General features: G+C 56.4%; 18 protein-coding genes. 5 read left to right on the top strand and 13 right to left on the bottom strand.

Annotated features, from left to right (window positions below; all coding sequences use genetic code 11):
• The first annotated feature begins 2 nt into the window (after positions 1-2).
• On the top strand, positions 3-836 hold the full coding sequence (locus tag RVM24_RS21295; RefSeq protein ID WP_152437349.1) for an outer membrane protein assembly factor BamD: 834 nt from the start codon (positions 3-5) through the stop codon (positions 834-836).
• Between the two features lie 66 nt (positions 837-902).
• Here the strand turns inward: RVM24_RS21295 and RVM24_RS21290 are convergent, their stop codons facing one another.
• Positions 903-2567 (bottom strand): NAD+ synthase, encoded by a 1665-nt coding sequence (locus tag RVM24_RS21290; RefSeq protein ID WP_431474732.1) that lies wholly within the window; start codon positions 2565-2567, stop codon positions 903-905.
• A 93-nt stretch (positions 2568-2660) separates the two neighbouring features.
• On the opposite strand from RVM24_RS21290, the gene RVM24_RS21285 reads away from it, so the two are divergent.
• Genes RVM24_RS21285 through RVM24_RS21275 form a run of 3 tightly spaced genes read left to right on the top strand, consistent with a single transcriptional unit; the run spans position 2661 to position 6365 of the window.
• Complete coding sequence (locus tag RVM24_RS21285; protein WP_431474731.1) at positions 2661-4307, top strand: sensor histidine kinase; 1647 nt, start codon at positions 2661-2663, stop codon at positions 4305-4307.
• A gap of 54 nt (positions 4308-4361) precedes the next feature.
• On the top strand, positions 4362-5747 hold the full coding sequence (locus RVM24_RS21280; RefSeq protein ID WP_431474730.1) for a sigma-54-dependent transcriptional regulator: 1386 nt from the start codon (positions 4362-4364) through the stop codon (positions 5745-5747).
• A gap of 57 nt (positions 5748-5804) precedes the next feature.
• Positions 5805-6365 (top strand): GspH/FimT family protein, encoded by a 561-nt coding sequence (locus tag RVM24_RS21275; protein ID WP_431474729.1) that lies wholly within the window; start codon positions 5805-5807, stop codon positions 6363-6365.
• 10 nt (positions 6366-6375) lie between these two features.
• On the opposite strand, the gene RVM24_RS21270 is transcribed toward RVM24_RS21275, so the two are convergent.
• The 12 genes from RVM24_RS21270 to murJ form a co-directional block, all read right to left on the bottom strand.
• The gene (locus RVM24_RS21270) at positions 6376-6849 is read right to left on the bottom strand and encodes a type IV pilin protein (protein ID WP_431474728.1); all 474 of its coding nucleotides are present in this window, start codon (positions 6847-6849) and stop codon (positions 6376-6378) included.
• A 13-nt stretch (positions 6850-6862) separates the two neighbouring features.
• Complete coding sequence (locus RVM24_RS21265; protein ID WP_431474727.1) at positions 6863-10549, bottom strand: pilus assembly protein; 3687 nt, start codon at positions 10547-10549, stop codon at positions 6863-6865.
• Between the two features lie 32 nt (positions 10550-10581).
• On the bottom strand, positions 10582-11181 hold the full coding sequence (locus RVM24_RS21260) for a PilX N-terminal domain-containing pilus assembly protein (protein ID WP_431474726.1): 600 nt from the start codon (positions 11179-11181) through the stop codon (positions 10582-10584).
• Entirely contained in the window at positions 11178-12299 is a 1122-nt protein-coding gene (locus RVM24_RS21255; protein ID WP_431474725.1) for a PilW family protein, read from the bottom strand. Before RVM24_RS21255 ends, RVM24_RS21260 begins: the two co-directional genes overlap by 4 nt.
• Positions 12299-12760 (bottom strand): type IV pilus modification protein PilV, encoded by a 462-nt coding sequence (gene pilV, locus RVM24_RS21250; RefSeq protein ID WP_431474724.1) that lies wholly within the window; start codon positions 12758-12760, stop codon positions 12299-12301. Before pilV ends, RVM24_RS21255 begins: the two co-directional genes overlap by 1 nt.
• A gap of 12 nt (positions 12761-12772) precedes the next feature.
• A complete protein-coding gene (locus tag RVM24_RS21245) occupies positions 12773-13291 on the bottom strand; it encodes a GspH/FimT family pseudopilin (protein ID WP_431474723.1) in 519 nt (172 codons plus the stop codon).
• Positions 13292-13419: 128 nt separating this feature from the next.
• A complete protein-coding gene (gene ispH, locus RVM24_RS21240) occupies positions 13420-14370 on the bottom strand; it encodes a 4-hydroxy-3-methylbut-2-enyl diphosphate reductase (RefSeq protein ID WP_431475425.1) in 951 nt (316 codons plus the stop codon).
• A 190-nt stretch (positions 14371-14560) separates the two neighbouring features.
• Entirely contained in the window at positions 14561-15013 is a 453-nt protein-coding gene (gene fkpB / locus RVM24_RS21235; RefSeq protein WP_420195177.1) for an FKBP-type peptidyl-prolyl cis-trans isomerase, read from the bottom strand.
• Between the two features lie 5 nt (positions 15014-15018).
• Positions 15019-15543, bottom strand: coding sequence for a signal peptidase II (gene lspA / locus RVM24_RS21230; RefSeq protein WP_061332361.1), 525 nt, complete (start codon positions 15541-15543; stop codon positions 15019-15021).
• Positions 15543-18362 carry an isoleucine--tRNA ligase gene (ileS, locus tag RVM24_RS21225; RefSeq protein WP_431474722.1) on the bottom strand — a complete coding sequence of 940 codons (2820 nt, stop codon included), beginning with the start codon at positions 18360-18362 and terminating at the stop codon, positions 15543-15545. Before ileS ends, lspA begins: the two co-directional genes overlap by 1 nt.
• Positions 18363-18396: 34 nt before the next feature.
• Positions 18397-19365 (bottom strand): bifunctional riboflavin kinase/FAD synthetase, encoded by a 969-nt coding sequence (gene ribF, locus RVM24_RS21220; RefSeq protein ID WP_431474721.1) that lies wholly within the window; start codon positions 19363-19365, stop codon positions 18397-18399.
• A 122-nt stretch (positions 19366-19487) separates the two neighbouring features.
• Positions 19488-21077, bottom strand: coding sequence for a murein biosynthesis integral membrane protein MurJ (gene murJ, locus RVM24_RS21215; protein ID WP_431474720.1), 1590 nt, complete (start codon positions 21075-21077; stop codon positions 19488-19490).
• A 270-nt stretch (positions 21078-21347) separates the two neighbouring features.
• Between murJ and rpsT the strand changes: the two genes are divergently transcribed.
• Positions 21348-21617 carry a 30S ribosomal protein S20 gene (rpsT, locus tag RVM24_RS21210; RefSeq protein WP_058091292.1) on the top strand — a complete coding sequence of 90 codons (270 nt, stop codon included), beginning with the start codon at positions 21348-21350 and terminating at the stop codon, positions 21615-21617.
• Positions 21618-21648 lie beyond the last annotated feature (31 nt).

Genomic DNA, 21648 nt, shown 5'->3' with positions numbered 1-21648 from the left:
GCATGAGATCAGTTGTCCGATTACTGCTACTTTCCACAATGATAGCGCTGGCCACCGGCTGCGCCTCCAAAAAAGACGTGGAAGTGCTGCCGGAGAAGACCTATTACGACAATGCCCGAAAGGCGATGAACTCCGGCAACTTCAATGAAGCCGAGCAGAACCTGGATGCCCTGGAAACCTACTACCCGTTCGGCCGTTATGCCGAGCAGGCCCAGTTGGACCTGATCTACGCTCGTTACCAGAATCTTGACCTTGAGGGATCTCGGGCGGCAGCCGATCGGTTCATGCGTTTGAATCCGCAGAGCGAACACCTGGACTACGCGCTCTATATGCGCGGCCTTGCTTCCTATAATCTCGATATCGGTCTGGCGGCGCGATACTTCGCCATTGATGTTGCCGCCCGAAACCCTGGCGAGCAACTGCAGGCCTTCCGGGATTTCTCCCAACTGCTGAACCGCTTCCCGGACAGTGAATACGCCCCGGATGCCCGCCAGCGTATGATCGCCGTACGCAACCGGATGGCGGAACTTGAGCTGCACGCCGCCCGCTATTACATCAAGCGTGAGGCATACATCGCTGCAAACAACCGGGCCCGTTTTGTTGTGGAGAACTACCCGTCCTCACCATCCGTTGAAGAGGCCCTGATTCTGCTGGCCGATACCTTCCGGTTAATGGACCTGAAAAAAGGCGCCAGCGATGCCATTGCCACCCTGCGCACCAACTTCCCCAATAGCGAGGCGTTTGATGAGAACGGCGAATTCCAGTCTGACCGCCTGCGCCGCCAGAATCGCTCGCTCACCAATGTGGTTACCTTTGGCCTGATGGGCGACGAGTAATCATCCAGATGTCAAAAGGGCCGGAAGCATTCGCCACCGGCCCTTATTTCTTTCAAGGGGAAGCAATCAGAAACCCAGCTTCCAGCCATTGGTGATCGGATAGCGACGATCCTTACCGAAGCCCCGCTCGGTAATGCGCACGCCAATTGGCGCCTGGCGCCGTTTATACTCATTGATATCCACCAGGCGCAGCACCCGCTCTACATCCGCACGGTCAAACCCCTCCGCGACAATCGCTTCAGCACTGTAATCCCGCTCTACATAAAAATGCAGAATCTGGTCAAGGATGTCATAGCCGGGCAGGCTGTCTTCGTCTTTCTGGTCGGGCGCCAGCTCTGCCGACGGCGGGCGGGTAATGACCCGCTCGGGAATAACCGGTGCCAAGCTGTTGCGGTACCAGGCCAGGCGGAACACCAGCGTTTTCGGTACGTCTTTCAGCACATCGAAGCCGCCGGCCATATCGCCATAGAGCGTGGAGTAGCCCACCGCCATCTCGCTCTTGTTACCGGTGGTCAGTACCAGAGAGCCAAACTTGTTGGACAGGGACATCAACAACACGCCGCGCAGGCGAGCCTGGAGGTTTTCTTCCGTGGTGTCCGGGCGCGTGCCCTCAAAGGGTTTCGCCAGGGTTGCCATAAAGGTGTCGTACATGGGCTCAATGGAGAACACATCGTACTGAACGCCCATAGCCCTCGCCTGGGCTTCCGCGTCTTCCAGGCTGGCGCTTGACGTATAACGGAATGGCATCATCACCGCCCGCACCCGCTCCTTGCCCAGGGCATCCGCCGCCACTGCGAGAGTGACCGCAGAATCAATGCCGCCGGACAAGCCAAGCACCACAGACTTGAAACCGTTTTTATTAACGTAGTCCCGAACACCGGTGACTAGCGCGTTATAAACATTCGCTTCCAGTGACGGCTCCGGAGGCAGTGGCTGAGACACCGGCTGGCAGTGGTGTTCACACAGAAAATCCACCGGAAACAGGCCGTTGGTGAACTGGGGAATCTCTACTTTTAAGGTGCCGGAGTGGTCATAAACCATCGAACCTCCATCAAACACCAGTTCGTCCTGCCCACCCACCAGGTTAACGTAGACGATACTGACGCGATTTTCCGAGGCTTTTCGCTCCAGCAACGCCTTGCGGCGGGCCTGCTTGTCGATGTCGTAGGGAGACGCGTTCAGGTTCAGGACCAACTGGGCGCCAGCGGCTGCCGCATCTTCCAGGGGGCCATCTTTCCAGAGGTCTTCACACACGGTGATACCCACCGGAACTCCTTTGATGTCGACCACCAGGGTCTGCGAACCTTCGGCAAAGTAGCGCTTCTCATCGAACACCTGGTAGTTCGGCGGGCAGCGTTTGAAATAACGGCCCCGGATTTCCCCGGCCTCGATGATCACTGCCGCGTTATAGAGCAAGCCCGCCGAGCGGAGAGGCGCACCAATGACCATGGCGGGGGCCAGATTCGCCTGCTGCAAACGCTCAAGCGCTTCTTGCACTCGCAAATCCAGGCTCGGCCGAAGCAACAGGTCTTCCGGCGGGTACCCTGTCAGGCAAAGCTCCGGAAACAGCACGATATCGGCCTGATGCTGCTCCGCTGCCTCACGGGTGGCCTGAATGATCAAGTCGGTATTGCCAGGAATATCCCCCACCAGAAAATCCAGCTGGGCCATCACCACCCGTAGCTTACGGGGCGCAGCAGTGTCTTCGGTGGTTGTACCGGTTACCGTCATGATCAGGGCTCCTGTAACTTATTGCCGTTAAAAGGCTATTATAACCCTCCATAGACAAGGATTTCTCCTGACCAAAGGCAGATAACCATACCCATGGTAACCGACGCATCTTCAGCCACAGCCGCGCGCTCTCCTTTCGGGCCACGAGCACACCATCAACAGGTGAGGCTGTTCCGCATCTACAATCATTACCGGCTGGTGATCAGCCTGATGCTGGTCGGCCTGCTGTTTGTGGACCCATTCACCACCGATTCCAAATTTCGCTGGCTGGATTATTACCAGGCAGGCGCGGTGTCTTATCTCGCCATCAATGCCTTTGTTGGTCTAACGCTGCTGGCCGGGCTGCAGCCACGGCAGCGGCACATCACGCTGTCTATCCTGATCGATATCCTGATAATGCATGGGCTGTTGCTGGCCAGCACCGGCATCACCAACGGCCTCGCCAATTTGGTCATTGTCTCCGTTGCCGCCGGGAACATCCTCAATCCCAGCCGCATGGGCACTTTCTACGCTGCGCTCGCAGCTATTTGTTCCCTTGGCATTTCCGGCTGGGCGGTGCTGGTGATCAACGAATCCGCGGACGACATTGTTCGCGCCGGCTCACTGGGCATCCTCTATTTTGCCGCTGCCTTCGTTTTGCAAGGCATCTCGAAGCGTATGATGCGCAGCGAGGCGCTTGCCACCAGCCGGGCCCGAAGCATTGCGGAGCTGGAGCAGATCAACCAGCAGATCATCCAGCGCATGCGAACCGGCATTCTCGTACTGGACCGTTTTGGACAGGTCCGACTGGCTAACGCAGCGGCTGAGGAGCTGCTTTTCGGTTCGGTCAACAGCCAGGGTGGTGCAGAGCACCAAAACCGATTGCTGCCCAAACCGTTGCGCAAAGGTTTGGAGGCCTGGCTGAAAAACCCCAACATGCGCATCGAACCGTTTCAGGCGTCGCCCACCTCCCCCCTGCTACAGGCCAACTTTACCCAACTGGATCAGGAGCGGGGCGACCAGATTCTGGTGTTCATCGAGGATATGAGCAAAGTCACCCAGCAAGCCCAGCAAATGAAGTTGGCGTCGCTAGGGCGCCTGACTGCCGGCATCGCCCATGAGATCCGCAACCCCCTCGGGGCTATCAGCCACGCAGCACAGCTGATGGAGGAGTCGCCCAACCTGGACAAAGGCGACAAACAGATGCTGGATATCATTCGCCGGCACTCGAAGCGGGTGAACGGCATCATTGAAAACGTACTCGACCTGTCCCGGCGCAGGGCCGCCAACTCAGAGCAAGTGGACGTGAGGGACTGGCTTAGCGAATTCACCCGGGACTTCCAGCAGACCCGAGACGACGGCTCCAAAGCCGTTATTGAGCTATTGGCAGACGATGCCGTACCGCCTGCCCGCTTTGACAAGAGCCAGATTGAACAGGTCATGGTGAATCTGTGTGACAATGGTTTGCGCTACAGCAAACAGCAGACCGGCCAAAACAGGATACAATTAGTGGTTGGCGCCACCGCCGATGGCGAGCGGGCTTACGTGGATGTACGGGATTTCGGCCCCGGCATCGCACGGGACCACCGACACTCGGTATTTGAGCCCTTTTTCACCACCGACAAGAGCGGAACCGGCCTTGGCCTGTACCTGGCCCGGGAACTTTGCGAGGCCAACCAGGCGCATTTGTCGCTGGTGGAAGATGAGCAGCCAGGCTGTCGCTTTCGCATTACCTTCGCGCATCCCGGGCGGATGATCTGAACGGGGCGCGGGGCATCGGGCGTTTGACATTCAACAGGGAACCGAACACAAATAATGACACACCAAACAGCGCTGATTGTTGACGACGAACCGGATATCCGGGACTTGCTGGAAATCACCCTCACCCGCATGGGGATTACCACCTACACCGCACCGGACCTGACCACAGCCCGGGCCTTACTTGAACAACACAAGCCCCAACTGTGCCTGACCGACATGAACCTGCCCGATGGCAATGGCATAGACCTGGTGCACTGGATTCAGCAGCACGCCCCCTGCACGCCGGTGGCCGTAATCACTGCCTACGGCAACATGGACACCGCCATCGAATCCCTGAAAGCCGGCGCCTTCGATTTTGTCTCCAAGCCCGTGGAACTGCCCCGCCTGCGGGAACTGGTGAACAGCGCCCTGAAGCTGAGCGAACCCAAGAACCAGGATAGCCCCGAAGCTGACGAGCCCGGACTTCTGCTCGGCGAGTCCCCACAAATCCGCAAGCTGCGGAACCAGACCCGAAAACTGGCCCGCAGCCAGGCGCCGGTGTTTATCAGCGGCGAGTCCGGCAGCGGAAAAGAACTGGTCGCCCGCATGATCCACATGCAGGGCCCGCGGGCCGATGGCCCGTTCATTGCTGTGAACTGCGGCGCCATCCCTTCGGAACTGATGGAAAGCGAGTTCTTTGGCCACAAGAAAGGCAGCTTTACCGGTGCAGTCGAAAACAAGGAGGGCCTGTTCCGAAGCGCCAACGGCGGCACCCTGTTCCTGGACGAAGTCGCCGACCTGCCCCTGGCCATGCAGGTAAAGCTGCTGCGCGCCATTCAGGAAAAAGCCGTGCGCCCGGTGGGCGACACCAAGGAAGTGCCAGTAGATATCCGCGTACTCAGCGCCACCCACAAAAACCTGCCGGAACTGGTGCAAGAAGGCAGCTTCCGTCAGGACCTGTTCTACCGGATTAACGTGATTGAATTGGCAGTACCGCCTCTGCGCGAGCGGGCGGAAGACATTTCCCTGCTGGCCGACCATATTCTGCAGCGCATCGCCCGAGAGTACGAATGCGATCCGGCCAAACTAACGCCAGCCGCAATAGATCGCCTGCAGGGGTACGATTTCCCCGGCAACGTGCGGGAACTGGAAAATATTCTAGAGCGGGCGTTTACCCTGTGTGATGAAGATTTGATTGATGCGGCTGATTTGCATCTGGGAGGTGGTGCTATCCCCGGAACCCCGGTATCGGAGCGCAGCTCTGACACCGGCACATCGGAGGCTCCTGCTCCTGTGCCTGAGGGGGAGATAGACCTGGAGGGCTTCCTGGAGAACATCGAGCGGCAGGCGATTGAGAAGGCACTGGAGGCAACCCGGTGGAACAAGACGGCGGCGGCCAAGAGATTGGGGATCAGTTTTCGGGCGTTGCGGTATCGGTTGAAGAAGTTGGGGATGGAGTAGATAATTTCACGCGACTCTCAGGACGAGAGCTAAACTACCAATCACAAGGACGTAAAAATGAAAAAACGACATTATCAGGGATTCACCCTTATAGAGTTGCTGCTTACTATCGCCATACTGATCATCGCGCTCGGTATCGGCCTCCCCTCGTTTGGCAAACTCATCGAGAATAGCCATCGTAAGGACACTCTGCACCAGCTACTGACTGCCATAAGCTACGCCAGAACTGAGGCCATCACCAGAAGCGCGAATATTACCTTGTGCCCACTAGATACAAACGGTAAATGTTCTACAGACTGGAACAAGCCCATCACAATATTTGTCGACCCATCACGATCCCGGCATCTTACTTCATCAGAAGCCATCCTTCGGGTGCTGCCCTCCCCCTCCCAAGGCTACCTCTACGGGAGAACAGGAATCAGAAAGCACTTTGGGTTCAGATCGACGGGAATGGCGCGGGAAAGTATCGGACATCTACTCTGGTGTCCCAAAGATGGCGACCCGAGACAAGCCTTCCAGATCAGAATCAATATGGGGGGAAGACCAATTCTGGCAAGGGATAGTGACAATGACGGAATAGTCGAAGACGCCTATGGGCGGAACATAACTTGCCCATAGGCGCATAGGGTTATTGATTCCACTCCACCCAGGAACCAGCACCATCCTTATTCCATTCACGAACGCCATTTGAGAACAAGCGCAGTGCACCATCGCCGGCCTGCGCTCCCTTTGGTGTAGCAACCAAAGTATAGGTATTTCGAGTCGCGGCACCGATAGTCAGGTCGTAAAACTTGGTGGAACCATCGAGCGGGGCCTGTGTGGGAAAGATATCAGGAGCGCCAGTATCAGCGCCCGAAGCCGCAGCTCCCAGATAGCTATTTCCGTTATCCGTGTAATGGCGCTCCATAGCAGCGCTGAACGCAGTTAGCGCAGCCTGCGCATCGGAACGACGGCTTTTCTCGACCGAGCTTTGATAAGAGGGATACGCAATGGCTGCGAGGATACCAACAATGGCAACCACGATCATAAGCTCAATTAAGGTAAAACCGCGTTCCTCAGCAGGCCGGGCATAGCCCGGTCCTGCGTTTAATGCATCGTTCATAGTTGATCCTGTTTTAGTCAATGAGCTCATGCCAACCTACTCGCCGGGTACCACTGAGACCGGCGCCGAAGTCAGTCAAAAACGGTGTTTTGTTTGCGGCCGTGTCGGGGGCAATCAACAAGTTATCGATGAACGAAAGGCCGGTAATAATACCATCTCCGTAGTACACTCCAGCCCAACCCTGATCATCGCCGTCGAGCTTGCCATCATTATTCACATCGATGATCGACTTGCTGGAATCTGTTGATCCGTCCAGTTGGAGCGCCGTCAGGAAGGAGCTACCGCCACCGCCACACGGATCACCGCCCACCGGAATGGTGGATGCGAAGACAACGTAATTACCGCGCACTACAGGAGCCTCCGAAAGCCGCTCACCAGAGCTTGGTAAATCCACATACCAGCCGAATTTGGTTGCCCAATCCAGGGCGGCACCGTCCGTCTTGCGGACCGGCCGCGGTTCTCCATCAACCATTATGCTACCACCGGTAAACGTCCGCATTGCCAGGTCATCTCTGGCTAAGGGATTGCCATTACCATCAACAGACGTTCCACGATCGCTGATGCCATAGAATGTCTGGGTTTGCGACGTAGCTCCCGCAGCCGGGATATCTGATGCGTCCAGATACTTACCGGTACCAAAGAAGACCAACAAGTTGGGGTCATTCAAGTCTTTCTTGTAATTATTCCGGGCTATATCAGGCTGCGCGGTAATCGGCTGAGCATTACCCAGATTATCCTTAGCCACAAACAGTGGATCACCATTATAAAGAACGCCCCAGCTATTTTTGCCACCACTGAGGTCGATGGCCCACAAACGGCCTTCAAGATCCCCAGCGTAGACGCGATCAGCAACACCATCACTGTTCGGGTCGCCATTCACATCCATGAAATCAACCAGACGCGGCGCCGACAGGCCGGCACCGTTTGCAACCTCGATGAATTCATAGTTACCCGGGTTTTCAATATCGAGCACGAACAGCCCGTTCTTTCCGCTTGGTGCGCCGTAGCCATTACTGAATACGGCACTCCATCGATAATCACCGTCTGCCCACTTGAGTAGTGCAATCTGAACAGCCTCCGTCATGTTACCGAGGTTGTTGTCACCGGAGAATTCCCACATTACCGTGGATCCGGCATTGGCCGCCGAGAAACTGGATGGATCCGTGACGTCCAGAGCGAAAATGCCCGGTGTAGCGCCCCGCGAGCCACCGATAACAATGGAGCGCCAGGCGCCATTAGCGTATACATCAGAGGTGTTAAGCGGCAGATCCACATAACTCTGGAAATCCAGGTTAGGATCAGTCAGGGCACTCAGACCTTTGTTTGCATTCGTCGAATACAGGAAACCCGGAATGTAGGCCAACAGCTCTTCGCCGGTATCGGCATCAAAGCCATGCAACATGCCATCGTTCGCACCAACATAAACCGCTTTCGTGCGACTCTTCTTGCTGGTCTTGAACGCACTGTATGGTGTCGCGCCAAACATCGTTTTGTCCGGCCAGATACGGTTAGGCTCACCGACATACACCGGTGCCGAATTGATGATGGCGCCCAAGCGGCTCTTGCGATCCCGGAAGGTTACACCCTCCGCGCTGGTAACCTTATTGCCCTTGATGAAAGACAAACGCGCTTGCCCCAGTGCATCTGAGCCACCCGCCTTAAGATCTGCTTTTTGGGTGGTGGTCAGGTTTGCCCAATCAAAGGTAACGCCACTCCCATTATTGGTCAGAATAAGGCGTGGGTCGGTTGAAAGATCTCTGGCATTCAGAATCGTCGCTGCATCCCATTTTTCGCTGGACACAACACCATCCTTGTCAATAGCCTCGGCTTTCAGCGTTCCGGTCCAGATCTGGGAGGTAAACTGAGCGCTGAAAATATAGCCACCACTTTTTAACGACGTCGTATTAAAGCTGACGTTCGAACCGCTTCCCTGTTGCTGCTGGACATCATCAATTGCGGCTTTCAGAGCCTTCACAAGTTCTGTTGTTGACTGGGCATCATAATATTCGCCTTTGCCGTTAACCGCCGCATGGTACAAGTCATCAATCTGCGACTCGCCACCGAAGCTGTTCATGTTTGTGCTGCCCCAATCGGGCGGATTGTTGTGGGCATCAATCACCTTGGAATAGCCACGCCCCGCAAATTTGTCCCCCTTCATACCCAGAGCCACTGTGAAGGTGTTCATGTGGAAGTCCCGGTTACAATCCATCCAAGGCTTTTCTGCACCTGTTCCACAGGCCGCATCCACACGCATTTCGCCACCCGGAAGAATAGCTCCAGCTGCCGTTCTCAACCCCTGGTTGTAGTAGTAAGCTACGTCGCCGAGGGTTCCGGAATACTTGCTATTCGCAAACGGCGCATCCGCATCTTTATCGGCATTACCGAAATTCCAGCTGCTGCCCGGATTCGAGGAGTATCCATCGGTAAACAAAAGTGCAAAGTTCTTTCTGCACTCGAGTGTCCCCCGAACATTCTCATCAGCAAACAGCTTACCCGCGCGATCAAGGGCTTCACGATTCGGAGTGCCTAGTCCTGTATATGTACCATCCACAAATCGCCCATAGTTGGCATCCAAAAAGGATTCTCCACTAGAGTCCGAATTGTACATGGTAACGCTGGGAGAACTGTCGTTGATCCAGAAAATCCCCAACCGCATGTTCTCCAGGTTTTTTACCGACTCCGCGACAGCACCCCGTATTACCTGATGGCGACGACGATAGTACGAAAACCAGTTGGCAAAGTTTTGCTGTTGTTCTGCGAAAAAGTCATCCACAGAACCGGTGCCATTCAGAGCGGCATAAACCTCGGCTTTGTTATCGCCGTTGGCGTCATTGACCAACTCGAGTCGCTGAATGCAGGTTCCATCCGGGGCAAACCCCATCTTCCGTGAAGGGATAACGTTTCCGGAAGCATCCTTGAAAAGGTAGGTCTTGTTTTCCTGACGCCAGTCCGTGTATTCGTTTGACTCTATGTTTGAGCAGGAGAGCAATTTGGTTTCATCGGTGATTACGGGCTGTCGACTATTGGCATAGATATAATCATAATGCCAATCTCTCGAGCAGCGCCACCTATTACACTCGCGGCGATAGCAGTAACCGTCGTTGGTAATACCGTCCCAACTTGAAGAGCACTGCTGGTAACGTTCACTAGTCTCAAAAACTTCTGCGGTTTTGTTAACCACAAAAAAGGTCGCTGGAATATCATCTGATCCAAGACCGAGTGTATTCGTCGCTGTCAGGTCGTAGCTCTCAGATCGATTACCAAAACCAGCATCCATTCTGGCGTCTGTGATATCTGCGTCCGCAAACGTGTTATTTGCGCCAGACGGCCACGGTTTGTACTCTGCGCCTGGATCATAATACTGCAGATTGTAGGTGCCAGACCGAAGATAATAATAACGCTTCTGAAAGCTGTACCAGCTATTATACAGGCGATCACCATCTTTATAGGGTCGGTCGTAACCCGGATCGAACAGATAGTAATTGGTTATGTCTCCCTGCACACCAACACTGGGAGCAATGACCTCGTAATCCATACTCCCTGAATCATCGATCACAAACATCAGATTGTGATCAACCGCAGCGTCAATAAACAGAGGACGGTCTGCGACAGTCGCCGACCAGCCGATCGCTGGCCAAGCCACAAACATTGCGACCAGACTGCTCTTCAGGCCTTGTCGGAAGAAATTTTTAACGTTCATATTTACTCTCCACGTGATCTGTCACGCAATGTTTACTGGGCTCGGATAACATAGGCTTCAACCGCTCGACCAGCCTCGCCAGATGCACCGCTGCTGTAAGCGACTACCCGAAAAACCCGTCCGTTCGATGTCGACTGCTGAACCCCATCGGCCACGCCTCCGGTGCCCAGACCAAATCCACTGTTGGTCGTTGAGCCAGTTGCAGGCGTTTCCTTGATAAAGTACCTCGGCGGCTCCGCCAGAAGATCCACGCCGTCTAGCTGAGGCATCGAAGCCTGTCTTGTGCCATTTCCATTTCCACCTCCAGACGGCGCAGCCCAGGTTTGGGGGTTCAGTAAATCTGTCGGTGCGGCGGTATTCTCATCGTAAAGACCGGCACCGGCACTAAATGTGGGGAGCGTACCACCGCTCAACTCCGCTTCAGCTGCCAACAACGCCGCTTCTGCGCCCTCAAGGGCGATCTGAGCGTCTCGCTGAGCCGAAACCATCCGTTCCTGGGTGGAGGTGCCCTGCATGCTCGAAAGAGCAAGTACCGTCAGAACCAGCAAGATGACCAGACTTACAAGTAGAGCCGCGCCGCGCTGCTGCTTCGGGAATCGATTGGCTGGCATCCAAGTTTTCAAATGACTCATGGCGATGTATCCAAAAGACGGTTTCGAATGCTGTAAGTTGACGTGTAAACCCGATAATAGTGGCGGTCAGCCGTGTTGGCGGGCGTCCAGTTATTACCAGCCGTGCAATTTGACCAGGCCGGATAACAGACATCCTGCAATGACCCAGCCACACCATCCTCCTGGCTACGCACTAGAAGGCTGATGCGAGCAGCTTTAACATAAGTGACTGATTTTTCGTTGACAGTTGTTAAGTTACCGGCATTAACCGTTTGCCAATTATTGATCACGTTGTCTCCCCTTGGGCCCGAGCCAACTTGCACTTGCATATCGATAACATCAGACACAATTTCTTGACGATTGATAACGCCGGTAGGCCCAAATCCGTCGAAAACCAATGACCTCCGGCCATTATCGTCTCTGATGTAGTAGCGCTCTACGTAACCCGTGAAAAGCTCACCACCGGCAAGTGTCGCCGGAAAGCAGTTTGGCAGGGAGCTGTCGCTACAGCTCCCTGCTGCTTCATTGCCCGGGACAACAGCATTTCCACCGGAATCGGTGATAGTCGCTGCCAGATCTACTGTGTTGTTGGCAAGATCTATGTCGGAGACCCTGAAAACAATCGCATCATCACAATCACTTAGCATGGCAAACCCACCTTTGTTGACCTGGCCTGCTGACAGTGACTGCAAAGGAATTGTTCTACCACTGATCGGCGCCCCATTGGTTCCGCCTGCACTCGTATCCACAGGCAATGCAACACTTCGCATACCCTTGAGCTGGATCAGGACAGTCCCCGTAGCCGCCGTAGTTCCATCACCTATATCGAACTGAATACCCTGAGGGTCGACGAAATTGTGCAAATCTGGATCGTAACTACCATGGTTTTCATCCACCACACTCCGGATTCTATCTGCGCTTAGGCATCCCCAGTAGTCAGTACTCCGAACACTTCTACCTAAAATATCCTGAGCCAGTCGACCAGATTCCTGCATGCGCCCGATCGACTCCGCCAAACGGAACGTATCGCTCCCGCTAACAAAGAGTTGAGCCACACCCAGTGTCAAAAGTAAGCCCAGCACCGACGCAATAAGAAGCTCAACGAGCGTCAAACCTGCCTGTTTACCCAAGTCCTTCATCACTGGAACCTCGTGACTAATGTGTAGTCTGATGTGGCTTCACCGGCACCGGGTGTTGCCGTTGCATCCGGATACATGATGCGCTCTGGCCAGATCACCTCAACCGTAAATTCATTTGTCGTGCCATCCCAGCTAGAGTCGAACGTCGCTCCGGGCATAGTGTGTGACATAGCTTCACACCAAACTTGGAACTGTCCAGACAACGATGAGCAAGAAGCCGTGCTGCCGCCGGATTGCTCGAAGTCAGACGGAGTATTGGTCGTCCTGGCCAACTCGGTCAGTTCCTGAGCAAACAAAGTCGCCTGAGTTCGAAGCTCGGCATTGCTGATATTCTGCAAAGACAACAACTGTAGGGCCGCAGCACCCAGCAATCCGATCCCCAGAACCAGTACGGCCACCAAAACCTCAATCAGGGAGAATCCCTGCTCATTAACCGGCAATTGGGTATTTTTGCGTTTCACAACATCCATTCCTTAAGGGCAGCTTATGTTGGTGTTATTGTTGATTCGAACCTGACCACCGACATTCACTTCAAGATCAACTGCTTCAGTACCAGACTGACCACATACGCGATAATCGAACTGCTGACTGGCCATACCGCGACCACTGAAAATAAGATCGGCAGCTGTGGAGGGCGTAATCTGACTTATGGACACGCTGCCAGAAAGCGAGTTGGTGGTTCTTAACAGCTGATCCGGACCAGCCGTGCCCGCTTTACAGGCCGCTATGTCAGCCTGAACACACACAGCGTACCCCGCACTTGTATCGTTGGTATCTCTTGCATAAACCGCGACCCGATTTCCACGACGAATCGCCTCTGATCGCGCAAAATTAAGCAAGCCAGACATGTCGTTTGCGGCTGCCGAGCGCTGACTGGAATCGATCAGCCGGCCGAAATTAGGCACAGCGATCGCCGCAGTTATGCCGACTAACACGATCACAACCAACAACTCAATTAATGTGAATCCTCGCTGCGCGTTGATACTGCGCATAAGCCAGCTCCCTGAACAATTTTTCATGTTTACAGAATAAAGTCGCCAAAAAAAACCGCCAGATGTCATCGACAAATGGCGGTTTAGGACTGACGAGCGGAAATCAGTCTTTTGTAATCTGACGCAGCTCACACATTAATCGCATCAATCCGCAACTCCTTAGGCATAGAAAACACGATATTCTCCTCCCTACCCGTCACTTCCTGCGGCTCTTCCCCACCCAGCTCCTTCAGCCGGCTAATCACATCCGCCACCAGCACTTCCGGTGCCGAAGCACCTGCAGTAACGCCCACAGCACTCTTGCCGTCTAACCATTCAGCTTCTATCTGGGCCGCTTCGTCTATCAGGTACGCCGGGGTACCCATGCGTTCGGCCAGTTCCCGCAGGCGGTTGGAGTTGGAGCTGTTGGGGGAACCGACAACCAGCATCAGGTCGCAGTCGCCGGCAAGTTGTTTTACGGCATCCTGGCGGTTCTGGGTTGCGTAGCAGATGTCGTCTTTGCGGGGGCCTTCGATTTCCGGAAATTTGGCGCGCAGGGCGTCGATAACCCGGGCGGTGTCGTCCATGGAGAGGGTGGTCTGGGTGACGTAGGCGAGGCGGCTGGGGTCTTTCACTTCCAGCTTTTGTACGTCCGCTTCGTCTTCTACCAGGTAGATGTCGCCGCCGTTGCTGTGGTCGTACTGGCCCATGGTGCCTTCCACTTCCGGGTGGCCATGGTGGCCGATGAGGATGCACTCGCGGCCGTCGCGGCTGTAGCGCATGACTTCCATGTGGACTTTGGTAACCAGTGGGCAGGTGGCGTCAAAGACTTTCAGGCCACGGCGGGTGGCTTCGTTCTGTACGGCCTGGGACACGCCGTGGGCGCTGAAGATCACCAGTTTGTCGTCTGGCACTTCATGCAGTTCGTCGACAAAGATGGCCCCGCGGTTACGGAGGTTGTCGACGACGAATTTGTTGTGGACGACTTCGTGGCGTACGTAGATGGGGGCGCCGAATACGTCGAGGGCGCGGTTTACGATTTCTATGGCGCGGTCTACGCCGGCACAGAAGCCACGGGGGTTAGCGAGTCGGATTTGCATCATCTTGCCTTTGGAGTTTCCGCCTGGTGGAGTTGGTCGCCCGCGTGCTGCGGGGAGGAGCTTTCAGGGACACGCTGTGAATACGTCCGTGTACGCTTGACTGCAGCATCCCTGCTGCAGACAGTCCCTGAAAGCTCCTCCCCGCATCCCGCTATATTCGAGTTAGCTGTTCAGGGCCGCGCCTTGGCCATCAATGCGTAGGCCCAGCCGGCTCCACATCAATGATCTTTACTTCAAAGTTCAGTGTATGCCCTGCCAGCGGGTGATTAAAGTCCACATCCACCTGATCACCTTCCACCCGCTTGATCACACCGGGCAGTTCCTGCTGGCGCGCGTCGGCGAAGGACACCACTACACCGGGCTCCAGAACCATGTCGGCGCTGAATTCGTGCCGTTTGAAAGTCTGTACGTTGCTGGGGTTGTGCTGGCCGAAGGCTTTTTCCGGCGGCACCTGGAAGGTTTGGTGATCGCCGGCTTTCAGGCCCATCAAGTAAGCCTCGAAATTTTCCGGCAGGTTTTCGTCGCCGATTTCCAGGGTGGCCGGTTCTTTATCGAAGGTGGTGTCCACGGTTTCGCCATCCTCGAATTTGAGGGCGAAGTGGAGTTTTACGCGGGTTCCCTTGTCGATAGGTAGGTCTTTCATGGGAATCAGTTGCTCCGGTTGGCATCGCCGCTGTCGTCAGCGGGTTTGCGGAATGCGTCGAGTATCATCATGGCGGCACCGATGGTGATGGCGGTGTCGGCCAGGTTGAAGGCCGGGAAGTGCCAGTCCTGCCAGTAGAAATGCAGGAAGTCCACCACGTAGCCATGCACTACCCGGTCGTAGACGTTACCAAGGGCGCCACCAAGGATGAGTACGATGGCGATGGCCATCCAGGTTTCGTGGCTCTGCAGTTTTCTGAGCCAGCCCACCAGTACCACGCTGACCACGATGGCCAGGGTTACGAAGAACCAGCGCTGCCAGCCGGCGGCATCCGCCAGGAAGCTGAAAGCAGCGCCCGTGTTGTGCAGCAGGGTCAGGTTGAAGCTGGGCATCACCGGTACCGGGTTACCGTACGTGAGCATGGCGGTGGCGAGAGCCTTGGTACCCAGGTCCAGAGCAATCACCAGCACCGCCAGCCACAACCATTTCAATTTACTACCCACACGGGTTTCAGTCATCACAGCGTCCATCAGGCGTAGGCGCGGGTTTCGCCCGGGCCTTCCACGTTGGTGACGCAGCGGCCGCACAGGTCGCTGTGCTGCGCATTGGCACCCACATCTTGGCGGTGGTGCCAGCAGCGTTCGCACTTGGCATGGGCGGCCGGAGTGACTTTCACCAACAGGCCTTCGAGGTTGGTTTGCTCTGCACCCGCTGCGTCGCTCACCGGCTTGACGGTAGCTTCTGAGGTAATCAGCACAAAGCGCAGCTCTTCACCCAGGTGGTTCAGGCGCTCAGCCAGGCTACCTTCACAGTACAAAGTAACTTCCGCACTCAGGGAGCCTTTGATTTCGCCACGGGCACGGGCTTCTTCCAGGCACTTGTTGACGGCTTCTTTTACCGCGTAGATCTCGCGCCAGTAGTCCCGGCCCAGCTCGAAGTCTTCCGGCAGAGCGGTCAGGCCTTCGTACCAGGTTTCGTAGAACACGGTGTCGCCGCGCTTGCCTGGCAGGTGCTGCCAGATTTCATCGGCGGTAAAGCTCAGGATCGGGGCAATCCAGCGTACCAGGGCTTCGGCTACATGATAGAGCGCCGTCTGGCAGGAACGCCGTGCCAGACTGTCGGCCTGGGTGGTGTACTGTCGGTCTTTGATAATGTCCAGGTAGAAACCGCCGAGAGTGGATTCACAGAAGTTGTACACCTTCTGGTAAATCCGCAGGAAGGCGTAGTTACCATAGTCTTCGTGCAGTTCGTTCTGCAGTTGCAGGGCACGGTCCACCATCCAGCGATCCAGGGCGATCATGTCTTCCGGCGCCACCGTGTGCTGCTCCGGATCAAACCCGGTCAGGTTGCTCAGCAGGAAGCGGGCGGTGTTACGGATACGGCGGTAGCCGTCTGCCGTCTGGCGCAGGATGTCCTTGGAGACGCTCATCTCGCCGCTGTAGTCGGTGGCGGAAACCCACAAGCGCAGAATGTCTGCACCCAGCTCATTCATCACTTCCTGTGGTGCGATGACGTTACCCATGGACTTGGACATCTTGTAGCCCTTGGCGTCCACGGTGAAGCCGTGGGTCAGCACCTGCTTGTACGGGGCCACGCCATTCATGGCGATGGAGGTTTTCAGGGACGACTGGAACCAGCCTCGGTGCTGGTCGGAGCCTTCCAGGTACAGATCGGCCGGGAACTGGCCCAGTTCCTCCCGCACTCTCAGAACAGAGTCGTGGGTGACACCGGAATCAAACCAGACATCCAGGGTATCCATTACTTTTTCGTACTGGTCGGCATCTGCGCCCAGCAGTTCCTTCTGGTCAATGTCGTACCAGGCGTCGATGCCGCCGGCTTCCACCGCTTGGGCTACCTTCTCGATCAGTTCCTGGGTGTTCGGATGCAGTTCCTGGGTCTCCTTGTGGATAAACAAGGTGATCGGTACACCCCAGGTGCGCTGACGGGAGATACACCAGTCCGGGCTCTGCTCGAACATGGCCTCGATACGATTCTGGCCCCATGATGGCACCCAGCGGATGCCCTTGATGGCTTCCAGAGCATCGGCGCGCAGATTGAGCTTGTCCATGCTGATGAACCATTGGGGCGTGGCCCGATAGATCAGCGGGGTTTTGGTCCGCCAGCAGTGCGGGTAGCTGTGGCGGAATTTCTCCGAGCGCACCAGCTTACCTTCACGCTCAAGGGCGCTGCATACGGGCTCGTCGGCCTTGTATACGTGCACGCCGGCAAACTCGCCAGCCGCTTCGGTGTAGGTACCGTCAGCTTTCACCAGGTTGATGGTGCCAATGCCGTAGGCCCTGCCTACTTCAAAGTCTTCCATACCGTGGTCTGGTGCGGTGTGGACTGCGCCGGTACCGGCATCCAGGGAGACATGGTCGCCCAGCAGCACCGGAACCTGTTTGTCATACACCGGATGGTGCAATAGCTGGTTTTCCAGCGCTGAACCGACCACATTGGCCAGCACCTGATAATCTTCCACCCCCCAGCGGGCCATGATGCTCTGCACCATATCGGTGGCCAGAATCAGGCGCTCCGGGCCGTTGCCGGCATCCAGTTGCACCAGGGCGTATTCCAGATCGGCGCCGATGGACACCGCCTGGTTGGCCGGGATGGTCCAGGGGGTGGTGGTCCAGATCACAACCGACACATCGCCCTGGCCGCCGTCGGTTCCGAAAGCGTTTAGGACTGCGTCCTGATCCACGGCAGTGAAACGCACGTCGATCTGGGTAGAGGTTTTGTCCTGGTATTCAACTTCCGCTTCTGCCAGTGCGGACTGACCAACCACACTCCAGTAAACCGGCTTGAATCCACGTACCAGGTGGCCCTTGGCCACGATCTTGCCCAGCGCCCGCACAATGCCTGCTTCAACTTTCGGGTCCATGGTCAGGTAGGGTTTGTCCCACTCGCCCATCACACCCAGGCGAATAAAATCGGCTTTCTGGCCTTCAACCTGCTTGATAGCGTAATCGCGACAGGCCTGGCGGAAGGTTTTGTAATCCACCTTCACGCCGGCTTTGCCGATTTCCTGCTCCACCTTGTGTTCAATGGGCAGGCCGTGGCAATCCCAGCCGGGCACGTAGGGTGCGTCATAGCCCATGAAACTGCGGGATTTCACGATCATGTCTTTCAGAATCTTGTTGACCGCATGCCCGATGTGAATGCTGCCGTTGGCGTAAGGAGGGCCATCGTGCAGGATGAACTTTTCCCGGCCTTCACGCTGCTTGCGCAGGTTGCCGTAGACGTTCAGGTCCTGCCACCGCTTGAGCATCTCCGGCTCGCGATTGGCCAGGTTACCGCGCATGGGAAACGCGGTTTCCGGCAGATTCAGGGTATGCTTGTAGTCGCTCATGTTTGTGTGCGTACTCTTTAGTTGGTCAGTTGAATCAGGTTTCCGACGTGGCGGGGTTATTCGCCAGCCAGGCCCGGGCATGCTCAAAATCCCGGGCGATCTGTTGCCTCAGTTCGTCAACAGAGTCGAATTTCACTTCGTCCCGCAGGCCATGGCGGAACACCACTTCCAAATGTTGGCCATAAAGTGTGCCAGCAAAGTCGAACAGGTGCACTTCCAGTGATGGCCGCTTGCCGTCTACCGTGGGCCGCAGGCCGATATTGGCCACGCCATCGCGCCATTCACCGGTTTCAAGCCGGGCCCGCACCACGTACACACCACGCAGCGCCGGCATCTTATGCAGCAGGATGTTGGCTGTGGGGGCACCGATCTGCCGGCCCAACTGGCGCCCGTACACAATCCGGCCATGGATGCGGTAAGGGTGCCCGAGCAGCCGTTCCGCTTCCTCAAGGCCGTTCACATTCAGGGCATTGCGCACGCGGGTACTGCTTACCCGCTCGCCGTCTACCGTCACAGTGCGGGTATTTTCGACGGTAAAATCATGCTCCTGGCCCACCTGCTCCAGCAATCTGAAGTCCCCGGCCCGGTCGCAGCCAAAACGGAAGTCATCACCCACCACAAGATGGCGCACCGCCAGGCCCTGGATCAGCACGTCTTCCACAAAGCCCATCGCAGAATAGCTGCGGAATCGCTCGTCGAAACGGATGCACAGCACCACATCCACGCCCTCGGCCAACAACGCCTCAAATTTCTGGCGGAACGGCATGAGTCGTGGTGGCGCGTCAGCACCCTGGAAAAACTCCCGGGGCTGAGGCTCAAAAATCATCACCACCGCGGGCACATCCAGCTCAGCGGCTTTCTGCTTCACCTGATCAATAATGGTTTTGTGGCCCAGGTGCACGCCGTCGAAATTACCGATGGTCGCCACACAGCCATCGGCGAGCGGCGAATCCGCTTGCCCGGACAGGCGCTTAAGATTGGTCAGGCCTCGAATCAGACGCATGTACTGCGAACCTTAACTTGCCAGCTGGCTTTGTGGCGCACCTGCCCGAGAAGCGAGATGCGCTGGTGAGAAAACGCGCGATTATACCTCATGCTGGGGTGCGGTAGAAATCTTGAGGCTGCTTACTTCTGGCGGAACTGGCGAACCCGCACACCCACCAGGGCCAGAGCCACAAAATAGGCCGCCACCCCGGCAACCACCAGAACCCCCATATCGATGGCCCGCTGCAGACCACTGGCGGCAAGCCAGTCTGCCACCGGGGCATTCAGCCAGAACACCACCGCAGCCAGGGCGGCATTGGCCACCAACAACTGAATCAGGAACCTGGGCCAGCCCGGCTGGCTTTTCCAGACGCCCTCTTTGCGCAATCCGCGCCAGAGTAGGTAGCCATTCAGCCAGGCCGAAATGGAAGTCGCCAGCGCCAGGCCAGCATGAGCCAGGGGTACAATCAACGCCAGGTTGAAGGCCATATTGGCAACCATGGCAATTACGCCGATTTTCACTGGGGTTTTGGAGTCTTCCCGGGAGAAAAAACCGGGGGCCAGCACCTTGATCAACATGAACGCCAGCAAGCCAGCGGAGTATGCCCGGAGACTCTGGGCCGACATGGCCACATCCCGATCGGTCACCTCACCATAATGAAACAGGGTGGCAATCAGCGGTTCCGCCAACAGTGCCAGTGCCAGCGCTGCCGGCACACCAATCAACAGCACCGCGCGCACGGCCCAATCCAGGGTGGCGGCAAACTGGTCTTTCGAGGCGGCCGCGTGCTTGCGGGACAGGCTGGGCAAAATCACCGTGGCGATAGCAATGCCGAATACCCCCAGCGGCAGTTCCGCCAGGCGGTCAGAGTAATACAGCCAGGATACGCTGCCGGTTTGCAGGAACGACGCCAGCACGGTGTCCAGCAACAGGTTAATCTGGCTGACCGACACGCCAAACAACGCTGGAGCCATCAGCTTGAGAATCCGGCTGACCCCTTCGTGCTTGTAGTCCACCCTCGGCCTGGGCAGCAGCCCCAGGCGCATCAGGAACGGTAACTGGAAAAACAGCTGCAAGGCACCGGCGATAAATACGCCCCAGGCCAGCGCCATCACCGGCTCATCCATCAGGGGAGCCAGGAAGATGGCCGACCCAATCATGGCGAGATTCAGTAATACCGGGGTAAACGCGGGAATGGCAAACCGGTCATAACTGTTCAGGATACCGCCAGCAAACGCGGTCAGAGAGATCAAAAGCAGATATGGAAACGTGATGCGCAGCATATCGCTGGCCAGGGCAAACTTGACGTCATCACTGAGAAAGCCCGGGGCAAAGATGGAGGTCAATACCGGCGCACCCAGCATGGCGACCAGCGTCACCGCCAGCAACACCAGGCCAAGAGAACCTGCCACCGCATCCACCAGGCGTTTGACCTCGGAGATGTCACGATTTTCCCGATAGGACGACAGCACCGGCACGAAGGCCTGGGAAAAGGCGCCTTCGGCAAACAGGCGGCGCAGGAAGTTGGGAATCTTGAACGCCACGAAGAAGGCATCCGCCGCGGTACCCGCCCCGAAATAGCGAGCAATCACCATATCCCGCACTAACCCCAGCACCCGCGATAGCATGGTCATTACGCCAACCACCCCGGATGAACGCAGCAAGCCGGGCGCTTTTGGGGGCTCCTGAACTGGGGGCTGAGAGTCTATTGGTTGAGGTTCCGATGACATGGTGATGGGCGTCCAGAAATCCAGGGTTCAGGCCGGAATGGCGTTTCGGTAATCCGCAAGGTGCCAGCCATAGCCGGTTCAGGCCCAATGCAGGCGATGCGGGAGTGTATCACAGGCCTTTTCAACACGGGGATTACTGCGCCGCCGGCCTTGACATTTGGGCCTTTCGGCGGCATAGTTCCGCGTCATTTATTCCGACGCGCTGGTTTTGGCGCGCCTGCGATGTAAACATATTCAGTAGTTACAGCAACGAATTTCAGGAGTTTTACGGTGGCAAATTCCCCGCAAGCCAAGAAGCGCGCTCGTCAGAACGAGAAAAACCGCAAGCACAACGCCAGCCTGCGTTCCATGGCACGTACTTACATGAAGAAAGTAGACGCCCAGATCAAAGCTGGCAGCTACGAAGGCGCTCAGGAAGCCCTGAAGACCGCTCAGCCGATTCTGGACAGCATGGTCAACAAAGGCATCTTCGCCAAGAACAAGGTTGCTCGTCATAAGAGCCGCCTGAACGCCAAGATCAAGGCCCTGAAAGCTGCCTGAATCTTGAGCTCATATCAAGTAGGGTGAGGCG

It is taken from the genome of Marinobacter sp. KM021, assembly GCF_050707965.1.
Taxonomy (GTDB): Bacteria; Pseudomonadota; Gammaproteobacteria; order Pseudomonadales; family Oleiphilaceae; genus Marinobacter; species Marinobacter shengliensis.
The sequence above is the reverse complement of the archived record's forward strand: the minus strand, read 5'-3'. Positions and strand labels throughout refer to the sequence as shown.